The sequence below is a fragment of the Novacetimonas sp. GS1 genome (genome assembly GCF_036686925.1).
Taxonomy (GTDB): Bacteria; Pseudomonadota; Alphaproteobacteria; order Acetobacterales; family Acetobacteraceae; genus Novacetimonas; species Novacetimonas hansenii.
This window is the reverse complement of sequence record NZ_VSZP01000001.1, coordinates 1,383,015-1,401,216: the sequence shown is the minus strand read 5'-3', so window position 1 is coordinate 1,401,216 and position 18,202 is coordinate 1,383,015. Positions and strand designations below refer to the sequence as shown.

Below are 18,202 nucleotides of genomic sequence, written 5' to 3'. Positions count from 1 at the left end.
CTATCCCTGCCAGCCCAGAAGCCGCCTGCGCACCACCATGAACAGCATGTCCGTCAACGCGTACAACAACGCCATCGTCAGCATATAGACGACGACCAGATCCGTCGCCAGCAGGCTTGATGCCTGCATCATGCGCGCACCGATACCCGGCACGCCAAACAGTTCCGCCGCCACAACCGACATCCATGCCTGCCCCAGCCCCGTACGCAACCCGGCAAGCAGACCCGGCGCGGATGCAGGCAGCACAACCTTCATCAAACGTCCGGCGAACCCGCCATGACCAAAGGCGGCCGCCACTTCATACAGGTCCGGGTCGATCGACTGCACCGCGCCATAGGCGGCATAGAAATTGATCCAGAAAACCGAAATCGCAATGACAAACGTAGCACCGGCGGTATTCAATCCGAACCACAGGATCGCAAACGGCACCCAGGCCAACCCCGGTATCGGGCGCAGGACACGCACCACCCCCGCCAGCAATGCATCAAGCGCCCCGACTGCACCGCACAGCAGGCCCACCAGCGCCCCCAGCACCGTCCCGATCACAAGGCCAAGAAGATAATGCGTCAGGCTGTCGCGGATGGCCGTCTGCCATGCCCCATTTCGCACTTCATCCAGCCATGCTGGCCCTAGTGAAGATGGGGCGGGTAACAGTCCGGCGGGCACCCAGCCCAACCGGACCACTGCCTCCCATACACCAAACAGCAGTCCCAGCCCCACAGCCCCCAGGCCAAGGCGGATCAGTGATTTCCGGTCAGGCTTCATTTCCCCAAACGCCGGTAGCTTTTCAGATCGAACAGGTCCGCCACGGGCTGCGCCGTATGCAGAAGGCCATTCTGGACCTCAAAATCCTGCAATTTGGAGACAGAGTCGACAATGATGGAGGGATCGGACACGTAATGCGATGCCGACGCCCTCAGGGATTCCTGAACGATTGCCTGTGGAAGCATCCCACCGGCCAGGGCGCTCCTGACATAGGGAACGGCCTCGTCTGGCGAATGTGACAGCAGGTCGGTCGCCCGCACGAATGCCGCAAGGAACTTGTCCTTCCATTCCGCGCGATCGGGTGCATCCTCGTTCAGGATCGCAAGCACCGATCCCGGCTGGCCCGGCATCATGTCATGCCCGGTGGCAAGGATACGGGCCTGTGGCAGGCGATGGCGCACAAGTGTCAATGTCGGCTCCCGCAGAACGGCCGCATCCACGGCACCGGCAAGGAACGCCTGCTGTTCTGCATCAAGATCCACCCCCACGATTTCCGCCACCTGCGCAGGATCAAGATCGTTGCGGGCCTTCAGCCAGTAACGCAGCATGGAATCCGGGACGGAGCCAAGAGGCTGCGCCCCGATCTTGGCCTTGCGACCATTGGTCCGGGCGAAATCGTCAAACCGCTGCTTTAACGCAGCCCCTTCCATTGGTTGGGACGCCGTTTCGGGCAGGCCCTGCGCCAGCGGACCGTTTGCCATGACTTCAAGTTCTTCGATCGCGGCGCTGGCGACCACCTTTACGTTCACACCATGCGCCCGCGCCTGCAACAAGGGCAGCACCCCGGCCACGTAGGCATCAATCTTGCCCGCAGCAAGCGCCTGAATCGCCTGGGGGCCTGACTGGAAACGGATCAACTGCATGTCGATACCCGCATCCTTCAGCCAATGCCTGCCATCCATGACAAACAGCGGCGCAGAGCCCAGAACGGGAATATAGCCGACACGCACCGTCGGGGCAGCATATGCCTGCGTGCACAAGGCCATGACCGCAGCAAAAACATACGTTCCAAAACGTGAAAACATAGACCGTGCCATCGCGCGCATTCCCGAAAAATTACCGGAACTTAATCGTTATTAATTCGTACCACCATTCATTAGACGATGCGAATCAGGAAATAAACCTGAGACAACGCATAATATGGGACATATCCAGGCATGGCATAAAAAAAGCCCGGCCGAAGCCGGGCTTTTTCAGGAGATCCCGTGGCGATCAGGCCGCCAGGTCTTCCTTACCTTCGGTCGAAGGACGCGGACCGCTATCCTTGCCCTTGGCCGTCACGTCGCGATCAACCAGTTCGATCACAGCCATGTCGGCCGCATCGCCATGGCGCATACCAGCGCGCAGGACGCGGGTATAACCACCAGAGCGGGCCTTGTAACGTTCAGCCACGGCCGAGAACAGTTTCGTCACGATCACATCGTCACGAAGCTGCGCAAAGGCCTGCCGACGGGCATGCAGGTTGCCCCGCTTGCCAAGGGTGATCAGCTTTTCGACGACCGGACGCAGTTCCTTTGCCTTGGGCAAGGTGGTCGTGATCTGTTCGTGCTTGATCAGGGCGACGGCCATGTTCCGAAACATGGCCTGTCGATGGGACGAGGTAACGCCGAGCTTCCGGCCAGCAACACCGTGACGCATGATGTAGTCTTCCTGTCTTTCCGGTTCAGAGGATCAGAACGGCTCGTCGAGCCTCTTGGCCAGATCTTCAATGTTCTCCGGCGGCCATGCCGGAACGTTCATACCCAGCGAAAGCCCCATGGCGGTCAGGACTTCCTTGATTTCGTTCAGAGACTTCCGCCCGAAATTCGGGGTACGGAGCATTTCCTGCTCTGTCTTCTGAACCAGATCGCCAATATAGACGATGTTGTCGTTCTTGAGGCAGTTCGCGCTGCGAACCGACAGTTCAAGCTCGTCAACCTTGCGCAGAAGGTTGCGATTGAACGGCAGGTCGTCCTGCGGTTCCTCGGTGCGGACCGCACGGGGTTCATCAAAGTTGATGAACAACTGCAACTGGTCCTGAAGGATACGTGCGGCCAGAGCCACCGAATCCTCGGGCGTCACCGCACCGTTGGTTTCCACCGTCAGCAGCAGGCGGTCATAATCCGTCACCTGTCCCACGCGGGTCTGCTCGACCTTGTAGGAAACGCGACGCACCGGGGAGTAGATCGCATCAATGGGGATAAGGCCGATCGGTGCGTCCTCGGGCCGGTTGGCCGCAGCAGGAACATATCCCTTGCCCATGTTGACGGTGAACTCCATCCCGAACTTCACGCCTTCATCAAGCGTGCAGATCACGAGATCAGGGTTCATCACCTCAATATCATGGCCGGTCTGGATCTGGCCTGCACGCACCTCACCCGGACCGGTGGCGGTCAGGACCATGCGCTTGGGGCCTTCGCCATGCATCCGCAGGGCAAGCTGCTTGATGTTCAGGACGATGTCGGTGACATCCTCACGCACACCCGCAACAGAAGAGAACTCGTGCAGAACGCCGTCAATCTGGATCGCCGTAACCGCGGCCCCCTGCAGGGAGGACAGCAGAACGCGACGGATCGCATTGCCGAGCGTCATGCCAAAACCACGTTCCAGCGGTTCCGCAACGACAGTCGCCGTGCGCGACGGTTCTGCCCCCGGTTCAACTTCCAGTTTTTCCGGCTTGATCAGGGATTGCCAGTTTTTCTGGAGGACCAAGGTAATGGCCTTTCAAGACTGATCTGCCGTCACAAAGACAACAGATGGCACCCACACCGGGTGCCTGATGACAATCAGATCCTCCCGCCCCGTCAGGTGACGGAACAGGAAGAAGCGAATTCGATTTCCCGGATCAGACGCGGCGACGCTTGCGCGGACGGCATCCGTTATGGGGAACCGGCGTCATGTCACGGATGGCCGTGATGGAGAAGCCAACCGCCTGCAGGGCGCGCAGCGCGCTTTCACGCCCCGAACCAGGACCGGACACTTCGATCTCAAGCGTCTCCATCCCATGCTCACGTGCCTTGCGGCCCGCATCCTCGGCAGCAACCTGGGCGGCATAAGGTGTCGATTTACGCGACCCCTTGAAGCCCTGCGCACCAGCGGACGACCATGCAATCGCATTACCCTGCGCATCGGAGATGGTGATCATCGTATTATTGAAGGTGGACAGCACATGTGCCACCCCGGAAATGATATTCTTCCGCTCTTTCTTACGAATACGCGGTGCCGCAGCTTTCGCCATAATCTTCTAGATCCTGTCAGTTCATTGGGCCTGGCCACAACGCCCCGTGCGGGGCTGTTATGTCCAGGCATATCAAGGCGCCCGTTTTAGCGGGCTGCCTTCTTCTTGCCTGCGATCGCAACCGCCTTCCCCTTGCGGGTACGGGCGTTGGTATGTGTCCGCTGGCCATGAACCGGCAGGCCCCGACGATGGCGCAGGCCGCGATAGCAGCCAAGGTCCATCAGGCGCTTGATGTTCATCGCGACTTCACGACGAAGATCACCTTCCACGCGATAGTCGTTGTCGATCAGTTCACGGATCTTGACGATCTCGTCATCGGACAGTTCGTTCACGCGGCGTTCGCCGGGGATCGAAAGCTTGTCACAGATCGTCTGGGCCTTCGTCGCCCCGATACCATAGATATAACGCAGGGCAATCGTTACCCGCTTGTTCGTTGGGATGTTCACGCCGGCAATACGCGCCACGCCACTTACTCCTCGTCCGCCCGTCCGCGACGGGCACTCACATTTCGGCAGGGCTGCTTCACGCCATCGGGTTACAACCCGGAGCGCCGTGAACATACCGGATAAAACCGGCCAACCCCATCATCAATTCCAGTTGGTCATACCAGTGCTGCGTGGCCGATCAACGACTCACGCGGCACTCATACCTTGAGGGCGCGGAATATACCCGCCAGCCCATCCAAGTCAATTATTCTGCATCACTTTTTCGTGATACCATCGACAGCAGCAAAGACCTGCTTCGTCACATCGTCGATATCCGCCATGCCATCAATGCGGCACAGACGTCCATGCCCCTCATAATATGGCAGGATTGGCGCTGTCTGCTCGCGGTATGCCTTCAGGCGTGCCGCCACGGTTTCCCTGCGATCATCCTCACGGCGCACAAAATCGTGCCCACCACAGACATCACATGTACCTTCGACCCTGGGCCGCTTGTACAGGTCATTATACCCCTCACCACATTTGGCGCAGGTAAAACGTCCTGCAATCCGATCAGCCAACGCATCCTCATCCACATCAAGCAGAAGAACGAGGTCGATATGGCGACCTGTCTTCTTCAACATGGAATCGAGTGCTTCGGCCTGGGCACGCGTCCGGGGGAATCCATCAAGGATAAACCCACGGGCGCAGTCCGGACGGACGATACGCGCCTCAATCAGGGCGATGATCAGGTCATCGGGCACCAACTGCCCCGATGCCATGACGCTCTTCACCTTCTTGCCCAGCGGGCTGTCCGCCGCGACTTCCGCGCGCAGCATATCGCCCGTGGAAATCTGCGCGATCCCGTAATGGGCCTCCAGCAGTTTCGACTGGGTCCCTTTTCCGGCCCCCGGCGGCCCAAGAAAAATTATATTCACCGGAATTTACCCTTCCTGCCACGCGCCTTGCGCATAAGCCCTTGATACTGATGCGCAACGAGATGGGACTGGATCTGCGTAACCGTATCGATTGTCACCGTCACAATGATAATCAGGCTGGTCCCACCGAAATAGAACGGCACATTATAATGGCTGATCAGGATTTGCGGCAGCAGACAGACCGCCACCAGATACATCGCACCGATTGTCGTAATGCGCGTCAATATCCGGTCAAAGAAGACTGCTGTATTCGCCCCTGGACGGATGCCCGGGACAAAGCCCCCCTGCTTGCGCAGATTTTCCGCCGTTTCCTGCGGATTGAACGTTACAGCCGCATAAAAATAGGAAAAGAACACGATCATGGCAGCATAGAACAGCATATAAAGCGGCTGTCCCTGCCCCAATGACTGCCCCAGGAACGACAGCCACCCCGGAAGGGCGCTATTGTTCATAAAGCCCGCGATCGTCACGGGAATAAGCAGGACGGACGAGGCGAAGATCGGCGGAATCGAGCCCGCAGTATTGACCTTCAGCGGCATATGCGTGGAGTCGCCACCAAACATCCGCTGTCCAACCTGACGTTTGGGATACTGGATCACCACACGCCGCTGCGCCAGTTCCATGAATACGATGAAGGCAATCGTAATCGCCGCAAGGGCGAGGAATACCAGCACGAAGAATGGTGAAAGCGCCCCGGTATAGCCAAGCTGGAACAGGCTTGCCAACGCATTGGGCAGGTTCGCCACGATACCGGCGAAGATAATCAGGGAAATCCCGTTCCCCACGCCGCGCGACGTAATCTGCTCGCCCAACCACATCAGGAACATCGTGCCGCCCACCAGCGTCAGCACACACGAAACAATAAAGAACATGCCCGGGGAAATGACCGCCGATCCGGCTTCTGTGTGCATATTCTCCAGCCCGATGGCAATCCCATAGGCCTGGAACAACGCAATCGCGACCGTCAGATAGCGCGTATATTCGTTCAGCTTGCGACGCCCACCTTCACCCTCTTTCTTGAGGGCCTCCAGCGACGGGATTGCTGCCGACATCAACTGCACAATGATGGATGCACTGATGTAGGGCATGATATTCAATGCGAACACGGTCATACGCCCAAGCGCACCACTCGTGAACATGTCGAACATGCCCAGAATACCACCCTGATGCCGGGCCAGCAGTTGCCCCATAACCGTCGCATCGACGCCAGGAACTGGAATATAGGTGCCAATCCGATAAACGATCAGCGCGCCCAGAGTAAACCAGATGCGCTTTTTCAATTCCGTTGCATTGGCAAACGAATTGAAATTCAGATTGGCAGCCAGCTGTTCGGCCGCGGAGGCCATGCGCCCATCCTTTCACAAGAACAGCGTCACCACATTAAAGCGGGACGCTGTCATGATAAAAACCTGTTAAAAATAATAAAGCGATGCGCCTGCAGAGTGCAAGACGCATCGCTTTCATTATTCTGGTATGGGGGAGATGGAACAGTCCCCCATCCAGTCATTTCGCAGGAGCAGCAACCGCCTTGGCGGCCTTTTCCTTAACCTGAACCTTGCCACCGGCCTTTTCGACCGTAGCAATGGCACTGGCCGATGCGCCGGAAACTTCGATGGTCACACCATGACGAAGCTCGCCATTGCCCAGAAGACGGACACCAGCCACATTCGTTGCCTTGACCAGTCCAGCCTTGCGCAGGGCTTCTTCGGTGACGGGGGCCTTGGCATCAATCTTGCCAGCCTCAATCGCCTTATCCAGCACATCGAGATTCAGGATCGCAAATTCCTTGCGGAAGATGTTCTTGAATCCACGCTTGGGCAGACGGCGATACAGCGGAAGCTGACCACCTTCAAAGCCATTGAGCGACACGCCGGAACGTGCCTTCTGGCCCTTGACGCCCTTACCCGATGTCTTGCCCTTGCCAGAGCCGATACCGCGCCCCAGACGCTTCTTCTGGTAGCGGGCACCTTCGTTATCGCGCAGTTCGTTGAGATTCATCTCAATTCTCCACCTTCACAAGGTGGGCGACCTTGTTCACCATTCCGCGCACCGAAGGAGTATCCTCCAGTTCGCGGGTACGGCCGATCTTGTTAAGCCCCAGACCGATCAGCGTAGCCTGCTGACCCGGCTTGCGCCCGTTGCCAGACTGGATCTGGGTGATCTTGATGGTTCCCTTTGCCTCAGACATCTGCACCAGCCTCCGCTGACGCAGTCACCTCACGGCGACCAAGGATATCGGAAACCTTCTTGCCACGGCGGTTTGCCACCGAACGCGGGCTTGCGCAGCGTTCCAGGGCGGCAAAAGTCGCCTTGACCATGTTGTGCGGGTTCCGGGTGCCCAGTGACTTCGCCACGACATCATTGATGCCCAGGCTTTCGAACACTGCGCGCATCGGGCCACCAGCGATAATGCCCGTGCCGGCATCAGCCGAACGCAGCACCACCTTACCGGCACCGAAATGACCCGCCACATCATGATGGAGGGTACGACCCTCCTTCATGGGGACACGGATCATCGCGCGCTTGGCGCGATCTGTCGCCTTGCGGATTGCCTCGGGAACCTCACGGGCCTTGCCCGCGCCGAACCCTACGCGCCCCTTCTGGTCACCAACGACAACCAGTGCGGCAAAAGCGAAGCGACGACCACCCTTGACGACCTTTGCCACACGATTGATCGTGACCAGCTTGTCAACGAGATCATCGCCTTCGCGATCACGATCGCGGCCGCCCCGGCCGCCTTCTCTCGGTTCACGTGCCATTGTGCGTGCCCCTTTCGTCAGAACGAGAGACCGCCCTCACGGGCAGCCTCCGCCAGGGCCTTGATGCGCCCATGATACAGATACGAGCCGCGATCGAACACGACCTTCGACACACCCGCCGCAACCGCACGTTCGGCAAGCAGCTTGCCAACGGCACCAGCCGCGGCAATGTCTGCGCCATTTTTGTGGGCGCTGCGCAGATCCTTCTCGATGGAAGAAGCTGCCGCAAGCGTGCGACCGGCGACATCGTCGATCACCTGCGCGTAAATATTCTTGCCCGACCGGAACACCGAAAGGCGCGGCCGTCCGCCACTCTTGCGGCGAAGCTGGAAGCGAAGACGCTGACGGCGCCGCTCCCGCAGATCCTGCTGCGCGCTCATTATTTCTTCTTACCTTCCTTGCGACGGATGGTCTCCGTTTCATAACGGACACCTTTGCCCTTATAGGGCTCGGGCTTGCGGAAGCTGCGGATATCAAGCGCAACCTGGCCAACACGCTGCTTGTCGATCCCTTCGACAGTGACAGCGGTCGGACGCGGGGTCGTGATCTTGATGCCAGCGGGGATTTCATACACGATATCGTGCGAATATCCGAGATTCATGACAAGATTCTTGCCCTGAACCGCCGCACGATAACCCGTGCCGCTGATCTCCAGCGTCTTGGAGAATCCTTCGGACACTCCCTTGACCATGGTCGCGATCAGCGAACGTGTCGTGCCCCACATCATGCGGGCCTGCGCCTGCGTTCCGACGGGCTTGACCGAAACCTTGCCATCCGCAATTTCAGCTTCGATGTGGTGCGACAGGGGCAGCTTCAGCTCACCGAGCTTGCCTTTTGCCGTCAGCACACCATCAGCGATGGAAACCTGAACTCCCGACGTAATCTCGACGGGATATTTGCCAACTCTCGACATTCATCCCTCCTTTAGAATACGCGGCAGAGAACTTCGCCGCCAACATTGGCAGCGCGCGCTTCCCCATCCGACAGGACACCACGCGGAGTCGACAGGATCGACACACCCAGCCCGGCATACACTCGCGGCAGTTCCTTGATCTTGGAATACACACGGCGACCCGGCTTGGAGACGCGGTGGATTTCCTTGATCACGGGTTCGCCATCAAGATACTTCAACTCGATACGCAGCTGAGCCACACCCTTGCGCAGTTCTTCCTTGGAAAAACCACGGATATAACCCTCACGGCGCAGTGCCTCGAGTACATTTGCACGCAGCTTTGACGCAGGTGCGACGCATGCCGCGTGACGCGCACGCTGGGCATTGCGGATCCGGGTGAGCAGATCACCCAAAGGATCAGAAAGTGACATCGTTCCCTGCCCTTACCAGCTCGATTTGACCATACCCGGGATCTGGCCATTGGAGGCCAGGTCGCGCAGGGCGATACGGCAGAGTTCGAACTTTCTGTAATTGGCGCGGGAACGCCCCGTCAACTTGCACCGCAGACGAACGCGCACGCGCGATCCGTTTCGCGGAAGTTCAGCAAGCTTCAGCGACGCATCAAAACGATCCTCAACCGGCAGAGAGCGGTCCATGATGATGTTTTTCAATGCTGTCCGCTTTGCCTTGTCCCGTGCTGCCATGCGCTCGCGCTTGACATTCCGGTTTACGGCGGAAATCTTGGCCATGCCTTGTTTTATCCTCCGGAACCTGTCGGGCCATTCCCAACGGTTTTCCAAACTACGTGTGTCTTAGGTCTTCCGGGCTTCCAGTGAAAGCCCCTCTCGCAACTTTTATGCTGCGAAGGGCAGATCGAACGCCTTCAGAAGAGCCTTGGCTTCAGCATCGGTCTTCGCGCTTGTCACGAAGATGATGTCCATGCCGCGAATATCGTCGACCTTGTCGTACTCGATTTCCGGAAAGACGATCTGTTCCTTCAGGCCCATGGCAAAGTTGCCATGTCCGTCAAAACCCTTGTTTGCCGGCAGGCCGCGGAAATCGCGGACACGCGGCAGGGCAATCGTCACCAGACGGTCAAGGAATTCATACATCTGCGCACGGCGCAGTGTAACCTTGCATCCAATCGGCAGACCTTCACGGATTTTGAAGCCCGCGATCGCCTTTTTCGCAACCGTCTTAACTGGCTTCTGACCCGCGATAAGGGTCATTTCCTGAAACGCGGCATCCAGTTTCTTCTGGTCGCCTGCAGCTTCACCGACACCCATATTGAGAACGATCTTCTCAAGGGCCGGAACCTGCATCACGTTCTTGTAACCGAACTCCTCGCGCAGTTTCGCGCGCAGTTCGTCATTGTAACGCTGCTGCAGGCGCGGCACCGAGCGGGTTACGTTAGCTTCTGACATACCCGCCTCCTCAGCCTTCGATGACTTCGCCGGTCGCCTTGGCGACACGAACCTTGCGACCGTTTTCCAGAACGCGATAACCGACACGCGTCGGATCACCGCTCTTGGGATCGATCAGCTTCAGGTTGGACAGGTGAACCGGCATCTCCTTCTCGATGATGCCTCCCTGCTCACCCATGCGGCTGGGGCGTGTATGACGCTTCGCAATCGCGACGCCGCGCACGATGGCCTTTTCGGCCGTCGGCAGCACGGTCACGACTTCACCGCGCGTTCCGCGCGACGAACCGGTGATGACCAGGACCTGATCGCCCTTCTTGATACGTGCGGCCATTACAGCACCTCCGGCGCCAGCGAAATGATCTTCATGAACTTGCGCGCACGCAGCTCACGCACGACCGGGCCAAAGATACGGGTTCCGATCGGTTCCTGCTGCTTGTTGATCAGCACGGCGGCATTGCGGTCAAAGCGGATGGCGCTGCCATCAGGACGACGCACGGGATAGGACGTACGGACGATCACCGCCTGGTGCACATCACCCTTTTTGACCTTGCCGCGGGGAATCGCTTCCTTGACGGACACGACAATCACGTCGCCGACCGAGGCGGACTTCCGCTTGGAACCGCCCAGCACCTTGATGCACTGCACCTGACGCGCGCCGGAATTGTCGGCGACGTCAAGGTTGGTCTCGGGATGGATCATGCTCTATGCCCTTCTTTACGCCTGTGCGCCAGACTGGGCCTCGGTCGCCGGAGCCGCCACCAGGGGGGCACCATTGCGAACCACGACGGTCCAGGTCTTGCGCCGGGAAATGGGGCGGCATTCTTCAATGCGCACCGTATCCCCGATCTTGCATTCATTCAGCTGATCATGCGCCGCGTACTTCTTCGAACGGCGAATGAACTTCTTGTACAGCGGATGGATGATGCGACGATCGACAAGAACGGTAACCGTCTTGTCCATCTTGTCGCTGGTCACCCGTCCGGTCAGGACGCGCCTTGGCATCGCCCGTCTCCCTTCAGGACTTGACTGCCGGCGTAGTACCGGCAGCGATCTTCTTCAACGCCTCAGACGCAATCGTCTTGACGCGGGCAATCTCGCGACGCACCGCACGCATACGCGACTGCCCTTCGGTCTGGCCGGTTGCATGCTGGAACCGAAGATTGAACTGCTCGCGCTTCAGATCAATGAGAAGCGTATCCAGTTCTTCAACAGTCTTGGCACGCAGATCGGCCGGCTTGCTTGCCTTTGCCATCTCACGCGTCTCCAATACGGGTCACAAACTTCGTCTTGATCGGCAGCTTTGCCGCACCCAGAGCCAGCGCTTCACGCGCGACTTCGGGCGACACGCCTTCGATCTCGAACAGGATACGACCCGGCTTCACTCGGGCCACCCAGTATTCAGGCGACCCCTTGCCGGAGCCCATACGCACTTCTGCGGGCTTTGTCGAGACCGGAAGGTCAGGAAAAATCCGAATCCACACGCGACCCGCACGTTTCATCGCACGGGTAATGGCCCGACGGGCCGCTTCGATCTGACGGGCAGTAATCCGTTCCGGCTGCAGCGCCTTGAGGCCAAAGGCCCCAAAGTTCAGGGTCGTCCCGCCTTTCGCCAGTCCATGGATGCGGCCCTTGTGGGCCTTGCGGAACTTTGTCCGCTTGGGAGAAAGCATTGTTTCAAATCCTCAGCGCCGCCTGGCGCACTCTGGTCCCTATTCCCCGCAGATCAGCGCTGCGGGGCCTGCTCGGCGGCGCGACGATCCTGCGCCAACGGATCATGGGCAAGAATCTCGCCCTTGAAGATCCACACCTTCACACCACAGGTGCCATAGGTCGTCTTTGCCGTCGCCACACCATAATCGATATCGGCGCGCAGCGTATGCAGCGGCACGCGTCCTTCGCGGTACCATTCGACACGCGCGATTTCGGCGCCACCCAGACGACCGGAACAGTTGATCCGGATGCCCTGTGCGCCAAGACGCATAGCGGACTGCACGGCGCGCTTCATGGCGCGACGGAAGGCAACACGACGTTCAAGCTGCTGCGCGATGTTATCAGCCACCAGCGTCGCATCGATTTCCGGCTTGCGGATCTCGACAATGTTCAGCGCAACATCGGTCTTCGCCATACGGGTCAGATCCTTACGCAGCACGTCGATATCCTGCCCCTTCTTGCCGATGACGACACCCGGACGCGCGGCATAGATCGTCACGCGGGGCTTCTTGGCCGGACGTTCGATCACGACACGCGACACGCCAGCGCCAGACAGCTTGCGACGCAGGTAGGAACGCAGCTTCAGGTCATCATGCAGCAGACGGGCATAATCGGCATCCGCATACCAGCGGCTGTCCCAGGTGCGATTGATGCCGAGCCGCAGCCCGATCGGATTGACTTTATGTCCCATGGATCAGGCCGCCTTCTTTCCGGTTGCCGCTTCTGCCTCGGGCTGACGCTCTGCCACGATGATCGTCAGATGGCTGAAAAACTTTTCGATGCGGGCCGAACGGCCACGGCCACGGGCGTGGAAACGGCGCATGACGATCGACTTGCCAACTTCCGCGCGCGCCACGACCAACTGGTCAACATCCAACTGGTGGTTGTTCTCGGCGTTCGCGATGGCGCTTTCCAGCGTCTTCTTCACCTGCTGTGCAATGCGACGCTTGGAGAATGTCAGCGTCGCAACAGCCTGTGCGGCAGGCTTGTTGCGGATCAGACCCGCAACAAGGTTCAGTTTACGCGGGCTGATGCGGATGTTCCGCGTAGTGGCCTGCGCTTCGGTTTCCGCGAGCGTGCGCGGATGCTTAGGCTTGCTCATGATCAGCCCCGCTTCGCTTTCTTGTCCGAGGAATGACCCGTAAAGGTGCGGGTCGGCGAAAATTCACCGAACTTATGCCCGACCATGTTCTCGGTCACCTGCACGGGCAGGAACTTGTGCCCGTTATAGACGCCAAACGTCAGTCCCACGAACTGCGGCAGGATGGTTGAGCGACGCGACCAGATCTTGATCACTTCGTTACGGCCCGACGCGCGCGACGCATCGGCTTTATTCAGTAGATACCCGTCCACGAACGGGCCCTTCCAGACGGAACGTGCCATCTTGTATGCCCCTTACTTGCCGGTCTTCCGGCGACGGATAATCAGACTGTCCGTACGCTTGTTGACCCTGGTCTTGTAACCCTTTGTCGGCTTGCCCCATGGCGTAACCGGATGACGACCGCCCGAAGTCCGGCCTTCACCACCACCATGCGGATGGTCGACCGGGTTCATGACAACGCCACGGTTATGCGGACGACGGCCGAGCCAGCGGGCGCGACCTGCCTTACCCATATGCTGGTTCATGTTGTCCGGGTTGGACACCGCACCGATCGTCGCCATGCACTCGGCACGCACGACACGCAGTTCACCAGACTGCAGCTTGATCTGGGCATAGCCCATATCTTTGCCGACCAACTGTGCATAGGTGCCAGCCGAACGGGCGATCTTCCCACCAGCACCGGCCTTGAGCTCGATGTTGTGGATGATCGTGCCCACCGGCACCGCCGACAACGGCATCGCGTTACCAGGCTTGATGTCCGCACGCAGGCCGGAAACCACCTGATCACCCGCCTGCAGACGCTGCGGCGCAATGATATAGGCGAGTTCACCGTCAGCATACTTCACCAGTGCGATGAAAGCCGTGCGGTTGGGATCATATTCCAGACGCTCCACCGTGCCGACAACGTCGAACTTGCGACGCTTGAAATCGACATAGCGATAGGACTGCTTATGACCACCACCGATGAAACGCGAGGTGGTGCGGCCGTGGTTATTACGACCGCCGCTCTTGTTCTTGCCCTCGGTCAGCCCTTTGACGGGCTTGCCCTTCCACAGCTCCTTGCGGTCGATCAGGACCGTTCCGCGCAGGCTGGGGGTAACCGGGTTAAAGTGCTTCAATGCCATTTCTTGTCACCCCGCGTCAGGACAGCTTGGCGGTCAGGTCAATGGACTGACCATCTGCAAGCTGCACAAACGCCTTCTTCACATCAGACCGCTGGCCGGGACGTCCCTTGAAGCGCTTCGCCTTGCCCTTCTGGATCAGAGTGTTCACACCCAGAACCTTGACGCCAAACAGTGTTTCCACCGCGACCTTGATCTCGAACTTCGACGCACCAGAAGCGACCTTGAAACCAACCTGGTTCTTTTCAGACAGGGCGGTCGCTTTTTCCGTGATCAGCGGCGCGCGAATGATGTCATACATCGCCTCACGCGACATACGTTCCGCCTTTTTGCGGAGAGCGAGGATGTTGGTCATGCCAGACGCTCCTTCAGACCCTCAAGCCCGGCGCGCGTAATCGCCAGCACTTCGTGATTGAGGATGTCATAGACATTCGCACCGATGGTCGGAAGAATATCGATCTTCGGCAGGTTGCGTGCCGCCCGACCGAAGTTTTCCTCAACCGCCGCATCCACGATCAGCGCGGACTTCCAGCCAAGCACCTTCAGCTTCTTCGCCAGTTCGGAAGACTTGCCCGATGCCGTGGCGGCGTCGAGCACCACCAGCTTGCCTTCGGCGGCCTTCTGCGACAGCGCTGAAATCAGGCCCAGGCGACGCACCTTCTTGGGCAGGTCATAGCCATGGTCGCGCACGACCGGCCCATGAACCACGCCACCAGTACGGTACTGCGGTGAACGCAGCGACCCCTGACGGGCGCTACCCGTGCCCTTCTGCCGATAGGGCTTCTTGGTCGTGCCGGAGACTTCCCCCATGCCCTTGACCTTATGCGTGCCCGCACGGCGCTTCGCCAACTGCCAGTGAACGACGCGGGCCATGATGTCGGCACGCGGCTCAACCTTGAAAATCTCGTCGGGAAGCGTTGCCGTACCGGCGCTTCCGTTCTCGAGGGTTTTGATCTCGTAATCCATTGCCCTCTATCCTCAGCCCGCTACCTGGGCCAGGGCGGCCGGATACGGCACCTCGGCATGACGGGGCTTCTTGATCGCATCACGAACCAGAATCAGCTCATTCTTGCCGCCCGGGACGGAGCCGCAGATCATCAGCAGATTCTTCTCGGCATCGACGGCGGCCACTTCCAGATTCAGGGTGGTGACGCGTTCCGAACCGAGATGTCCGGCCATTTTCTTGTTCTTGAAGACCTTGCCCGGATCCTGACGATTACCCGTCGATCCGTGCGAACGGTGACTGATCGAGACACCATGCGAGGCTTCGAGACCGGCAAAGTTCCAGCGCTTCATCGCGCCGGCAAACCCTTTACCCTTGCTGGTGCCGGTCACATCCACTTTCTGCCCAACGACGAAGTGAGCGGCAGAGAGCGTGGCGCCAACTTCCAGAACGGCATCATCTGCCACCCGGAATTCCACCAGCTTCTTCTTCGGCTCCACCTTCGCCTTGGCGAAATGGCCACGGCACGGCTTCGTTACATTCTTGACCTTGGCCTTGCCCGAACCAAGCTGGACAGCTGAATAGCCATCACGCTCCTGGGTGCGGACATCAACCACCTGCAGGTCATCAACCTGCAGGACAGTCACCGGCACATGTGTGCCGTCTTCCTTGAACAGCCGGGTCATTCCCAGCTTTTTTGCGATCAATCCGGTGCGCATCGTCTGGACCTTAGAGTTTAATCTCGACATCCACGCCAGCGGCGAGGTCGAGTTTCATGAGTGCGTCCACGGTCTGCGGGGTCGGCTCGACAATGTCGAGCAGCCGGCGATGGGTCCGAATTTCGAACTGCTCGCGGCTTTTCTTATCCACATGGGGAGAACGGTTGACAGTGAACCGTTCGATATGCGTCGGCAGCGGGATAGGACCCCGAACCCGCGCACCCGTACGCTTCGCCGTATTGACGATCTCTTTTGTGCTGTTATCGAGCACCCGATGATCGTACGCCTTCAGGCGAATGCGGATGTTCTGGTTGTCCATCTTTCTGTTTCAGTCCAACTTTAACTGGTTCGGGGGAACCCGATCCGCCAATGATATCCCCGGCCAGATCACTCTGACCGGGGGCATCATCACTTCAGTTACTTACAATCACGCAGTGATCGAAGCGACCACGCCTGCACCGACCGTACGGCCACCTTCGCGAATAGCGAAGCGCAGGCCTTCATCCATGGCGATCGGGGCGATCAGTTCAACATCCATGGCGACGTTATCACCAGGCATGACCATTTCCGTGCCTTCCGGCAGGTGAACAACGCCAGTGACGTCGGTCGTGCGGAAATAGAACTGCGGACGATAGTTGGTGAAGAACGGCGTGTGACGGCCACCCTCTTCCTTCGTCAGGATGTAGGCTTCAGCCTTGAACTTCGTGTGCGGGGTAATGGAACCCGGCTTTGCCAGGACCTGACCACGCTCCACGTCTTCACGCTTCGTGCCACGCAGCAGCGCACCGATGTTGTCACCAGCTTCACCGCGATCAAGCAGCTTGCGGAACATTTCGACGCCCGTCACCGTGGTCTTCTGCGTCGGACGCAGACCAACGATTTCGATTTCGTCGCCCACGTTCACGGCGCCACGTTCGACACGGCCCGTCACCACGGTGCCACGACCGGAGATCGAGAACACGTCTTCGATCGGCATCAGGAACGGACGGTCAATCGGACGCTCCGGCTGCGGGATATATTCGTCAACAGCGTTCATCAGGTCGAGAACACGGTTTTCGCCAACTTCCGGATCGCCATCTTCCAGCGTCACCAGGGCCGAACCCTTGACGATGGGGATATCGTCGCCGGGGAACTGATAAGCGGACAGAAGTTCGCGAACTTCCATTTCCACCAGTTCCAGCAGTTCCGGGTCATCAACCTGGTCGACCTTGTTCAGGAAGACAACCAGGGCCGGAACGCCAACCTGGCGGGCCAGCAGGATGTGTTCACGCGTCTGGGGCATCGGGCCGTCAGCGGCCGACACAACCAGGATCGCGCCGTCCATCTGCGCCGCACCCGTGATCATGTTCTTCACATAGTCAGCGTGACCGGGACAGTCGACATGGGCGTAATGACGCTTTGCCGTTTCATACTCAACGTGAGCGGTGGAGATCGTGATACCACGGGCGCGCTCTTCCGGCGCCGCGTCGATCATGTCGTACGCCTTGAACTCCGCACCGCCGCTCTTGGCGAGCGTCTTGGTGATAGCAGCGGTCAGCGAGGTCTTGCCGTGATCGACGTGACCGATCGTGCCGATGTTGCAGTGCGGCTTATTCCGCTCAAATTTAGCCTTTGCCATCGTTTTCTCCGTTACTTCGGCCTCATGCCGAAAGTCGGGTTAGAAAGTTCCGTGTCGGAAGCCGAGCCGGTGAATATACCGACCTGACGCCCTTTACCAGCGGTAATGACTGAACGCCTTGTTGGCTTCTGCCATGCGATGCGTATCTTCGCGCTTCTTGACGGCGGCACCACGGTTGTTGACCGCATCCAGAAGCTCGTTCGACAGGCGTTCCTGCATCGTGTTTTCGCCCCGCTTGCGCGACGCGTCGATCAGCCAGCGGATCGCAAGCGCCTGACGACGCTCGGCCCGGACTTCGACCGGAACCTGGTAGGTCGCACCACCAACGCGGCGCGAACGCACCTCGACGGCAGGCTTCACGTTATCCAGCGCACCGTGGAACAGCACAACCGGATCAGCAGCAGCCCCACCGCGACGACGCAGCACCTCAAGGGCGCCATAGACGATCCCTTCGGCGGTGGACTTCTTGCCGTCGTACATCAGGGCGTTCATGAAACGCGTGATGACGACATCACCAAATTTCGGATCGGGAAGAATCTCGCGCTTAACAGCGCGATGACGGCGACTCATGC

Annotated in this window: 31 protein-coding genes; all 31 read right to left on the bottom strand. The window is 59.0% G+C overall.

Going from position 1 to position 18,202, the window contains the following annotated elements:
* Positions 1-765, bottom strand: a complete 765-nt coding sequence (locus FYB92_RS06450) for an ABC transporter permease (RefSeq protein ID WP_003621061.1) — start codon at positions 763-765, stop codon at positions 1-3.
* A complete protein-coding gene (locus FYB92_RS06445) occupies positions 762-1,802 on the bottom strand; it encodes an ABC transporter substrate-binding protein (protein ID WP_332828367.1) in 1,041 nt (346 codons plus the stop codon). Before FYB92_RS06445 ends, FYB92_RS06450 begins: the two co-directional genes overlap by 4 nt.
* A 175-nt stretch (positions 1,803-1,977) precedes the next feature.
* The gene (gene rplQ / locus FYB92_RS06440; protein ID WP_003621065.1) at positions 1,978-2,403 is read right to left on the bottom strand and encodes a 50S ribosomal protein L17; all 426 of its coding nucleotides are present in this window, start codon (positions 2,401-2,403) and stop codon (positions 1,978-1,980) included.
* Between the two features lie 33 nt (positions 2,404-2,436).
* Positions 2,437-3,456, bottom strand: coding sequence for a DNA-directed RNA polymerase subunit alpha (locus FYB92_RS06435; protein WP_003621068.1), 1,020 nt, complete (start codon positions 3,454-3,456; stop codon positions 2,437-2,439).
* 133 nt (positions 3,457-3,589) lie between these two features.
* Positions 3,590-3,982 (bottom strand): 30S ribosomal protein S11, encoded by a 393-nt coding sequence (gene rpsK / locus FYB92_RS06430; RefSeq protein WP_003621069.1) that lies wholly within the window; start codon positions 3,980-3,982, stop codon positions 3,590-3,592.
* Positions 3,983-4,068: 86 nt separating this feature from the next.
* Positions 4,069-4,446 carry a 30S ribosomal protein S13 gene (gene rpsM / locus FYB92_RS06425; RefSeq protein ID WP_003621070.1) on the bottom strand — a complete coding sequence of 126 codons (378 nt, stop codon included), beginning with the start codon at positions 4,444-4,446 and terminating at the stop codon, positions 4,069-4,071.
* 236 nt (positions 4,447-4,682) lie between these two features.
* Positions 4,683-5,342 carry an adenylate kinase gene (locus FYB92_RS06420; protein WP_075596051.1) on the bottom strand — a complete coding sequence of 220 codons (660 nt, stop codon included), beginning with the start codon at positions 5,340-5,342 and terminating at the stop codon, positions 4,683-4,685.
* Positions 5,339-6,688, bottom strand: a complete 1,350-nt coding sequence (gene secY, locus FYB92_RS06415) for a preprotein translocase subunit SecY (RefSeq protein WP_332828366.1) — start codon at positions 6,686-6,688, stop codon at positions 5,339-5,341. Before secY ends, FYB92_RS06420 begins: the two co-directional genes overlap by 4 nt.
* A 157-nt stretch (positions 6,689-6,845) precedes the next feature.
* Positions 6,846-7,340 carry a 50S ribosomal protein L15 gene (gene rplO, locus FYB92_RS06410; RefSeq protein ID WP_003621074.1) on the bottom strand — a complete coding sequence of 165 codons (495 nt, stop codon included), beginning with the start codon at positions 7,338-7,340 and terminating at the stop codon, positions 6,846-6,848.
* Between the two features lies 1 nt (position 7,341).
* Entirely contained in the window at positions 7,342-7,530 is a 189-nt protein-coding gene (rpmD, locus tag FYB92_RS06405) for a 50S ribosomal protein L30 (RefSeq protein WP_003621075.1), read from the bottom strand.
* Positions 7,523-8,101 (bottom strand): 30S ribosomal protein S5, encoded by a 579-nt coding sequence (gene rpsE / locus FYB92_RS06400; RefSeq protein WP_003621076.1) that lies wholly within the window; start codon positions 8,099-8,101, stop codon positions 7,523-7,525. Before rpsE ends, rpmD begins: the two co-directional genes overlap by 8 nt.
* Before the next feature lie 17 nt (positions 8,102-8,118).
* Positions 8,119-8,481, bottom strand: a complete 363-nt coding sequence (gene rplR / locus FYB92_RS06395; RefSeq protein WP_003621078.1) for a 50S ribosomal protein L18 — start codon at positions 8,479-8,481, stop codon at positions 8,119-8,121.
* On the bottom strand, positions 8,481-9,014 hold the full coding sequence (rplF, locus tag FYB92_RS06390) for a 50S ribosomal protein L6 (RefSeq protein ID WP_040510954.1): 534 nt from the start codon (positions 9,012-9,014) through the stop codon (positions 8,481-8,483). Before rplF ends, rplR begins: the two co-directional genes overlap by 1 nt.
* A gap of 11 nt (positions 9,015-9,025) precedes the next feature.
* Positions 9,026-9,424, bottom strand: coding sequence for a 30S ribosomal protein S8 (gene rpsH, locus FYB92_RS06385; protein ID WP_003621081.1), 399 nt, complete (start codon positions 9,422-9,424; stop codon positions 9,026-9,028).
* Positions 9,425-9,436: 12 nt separating this feature from the next.
* Positions 9,437-9,742, bottom strand: coding sequence for a 30S ribosomal protein S14 (gene rpsN, locus FYB92_RS06380; protein ID WP_003621084.1), 306 nt, complete (start codon positions 9,740-9,742; stop codon positions 9,437-9,439).
* Between the two features lie 105 nt (positions 9,743-9,847).
* Positions 9,848-10,417 carry a 50S ribosomal protein L5 gene (rplE, locus tag FYB92_RS06375; protein ID WP_040510957.1) on the bottom strand — a complete coding sequence of 190 codons (570 nt, stop codon included), beginning with the start codon at positions 10,415-10,417 and terminating at the stop codon, positions 9,848-9,850.
* Between the two features lie 10 nt (positions 10,418-10,427).
* Positions 10,428-10,748: a 50S ribosomal protein L24 gene (gene rplX, locus FYB92_RS06370; RefSeq protein ID WP_003621087.1), complete on the bottom strand. Its 321-nt coding sequence runs from the start codon at positions 10,746-10,748 to the stop codon at positions 10,428-10,430.
* Positions 10,748-11,116, bottom strand: coding sequence for a 50S ribosomal protein L14 (gene rplN, locus FYB92_RS06365; RefSeq protein ID WP_003621089.1), 369 nt, complete (start codon positions 11,114-11,116; stop codon positions 10,748-10,750). The genes rplX and rplN overlap by 1 nt, the downstream gene beginning before the upstream one ends.
* A gap of 15 nt (positions 11,117-11,131) precedes the next feature.
* A complete protein-coding gene (rpsQ, locus tag FYB92_RS06360; RefSeq protein ID WP_062809149.1) occupies positions 11,132-11,419 on the bottom strand; it encodes a 30S ribosomal protein S17 in 288 nt (95 codons plus the stop codon).
* A gap of 13 nt (positions 11,420-11,432) precedes the next feature.
* Positions 11,433-11,669 (bottom strand): 50S ribosomal protein L29, encoded by a 237-nt coding sequence (gene rpmC / locus FYB92_RS06355; RefSeq protein WP_040510960.1) that lies wholly within the window; start codon positions 11,667-11,669, stop codon positions 11,433-11,435.
* A gap of 1 nt (position 11,670) precedes the next feature.
* Positions 11,671-12,087 (bottom strand): 50S ribosomal protein L16, encoded by a 417-nt coding sequence (gene rplP / locus FYB92_RS06350; protein ID WP_048858897.1) that lies wholly within the window; start codon positions 12,085-12,087, stop codon positions 11,671-11,673.
* A gap of 53 nt (positions 12,088-12,140) precedes the next feature.
* Positions 12,141-12,818, bottom strand: a complete 678-nt coding sequence (gene rpsC, locus FYB92_RS06345; RefSeq protein WP_003621098.1) for a 30S ribosomal protein S3 — start codon at positions 12,816-12,818, stop codon at positions 12,141-12,143.
* A 3-nt stretch (positions 12,819-12,821) separates the two neighbouring features.
* Positions 12,822-13,229: a 50S ribosomal protein L22 gene (gene rplV, locus FYB92_RS06340; protein WP_003621100.1), complete on the bottom strand. Its 408-nt coding sequence runs from the start codon at positions 13,227-13,229 to the stop codon at positions 12,822-12,824.
* A 2-nt stretch (positions 13,230-13,231) separates the two neighbouring features.
* Positions 13,232-13,510 carry a 30S ribosomal protein S19 gene (gene rpsS / locus FYB92_RS06335; protein ID WP_003621102.1) on the bottom strand — a complete coding sequence of 93 codons (279 nt, stop codon included), beginning with the start codon at positions 13,508-13,510 and terminating at the stop codon, positions 13,232-13,234.
* Between the two features lie 12 nt (positions 13,511-13,522).
* Positions 13,523-14,353, bottom strand: coding sequence for a 50S ribosomal protein L2 (gene rplB / locus FYB92_RS06330; RefSeq protein WP_048858898.1), 831 nt, complete (start codon positions 14,351-14,353; stop codon positions 13,523-13,525).
* A gap of 16 nt (positions 14,354-14,369) precedes the next feature.
* The gene (locus tag FYB92_RS06325; protein ID WP_174805736.1) at positions 14,370-14,666 is read right to left on the bottom strand and encodes a 50S ribosomal protein L23; all 297 of its coding nucleotides are present in this window, start codon (positions 14,664-14,666) and stop codon (positions 14,370-14,372) included.
* Between the two features lie 35 nt (positions 14,667-14,701).
* Complete coding sequence (gene rplD, locus FYB92_RS06320) at positions 14,702-15,316, bottom strand: 50S ribosomal protein L4 (protein ID WP_048858900.1); 615 nt, start codon at positions 15,314-15,316, stop codon at positions 14,702-14,704.
* Between the two features lie 12 nt (positions 15,317-15,328).
* The gene (rplC, locus tag FYB92_RS06315; RefSeq protein ID WP_048858901.1) at positions 15,329-16,012 is read right to left on the bottom strand and encodes a 50S ribosomal protein L3; all 684 of its coding nucleotides are present in this window, start codon (positions 16,010-16,012) and stop codon (positions 15,329-15,331) included.
* 10 nt (positions 16,013-16,022) lie between these two features.
* Entirely contained in the window at positions 16,023-16,331 is a 309-nt protein-coding gene (rpsJ, locus tag FYB92_RS06310; RefSeq protein ID WP_007282720.1) for a 30S ribosomal protein S10, read from the bottom strand.
* A 108-nt stretch (positions 16,332-16,439) separates the two neighbouring features.
* Positions 16,440-17,630 carry an elongation factor Tu gene (gene tuf / locus FYB92_RS06305; RefSeq protein ID WP_048858902.1) on the bottom strand — a complete coding sequence of 397 codons (1,191 nt, stop codon included), beginning with the start codon at positions 17,628-17,630 and terminating at the stop codon, positions 16,440-16,442.
* A 93-nt stretch (positions 17,631-17,723) separates the two neighbouring features.
* Positions 17,724-18,200, bottom strand: a complete 477-nt coding sequence (gene rpsG, locus FYB92_RS06300) for a 30S ribosomal protein S7 (protein ID WP_003621106.1) — start codon at positions 18,198-18,200, stop codon at positions 17,724-17,726.
* Positions 18,201-18,202: the final 2 nt, after the last annotated feature.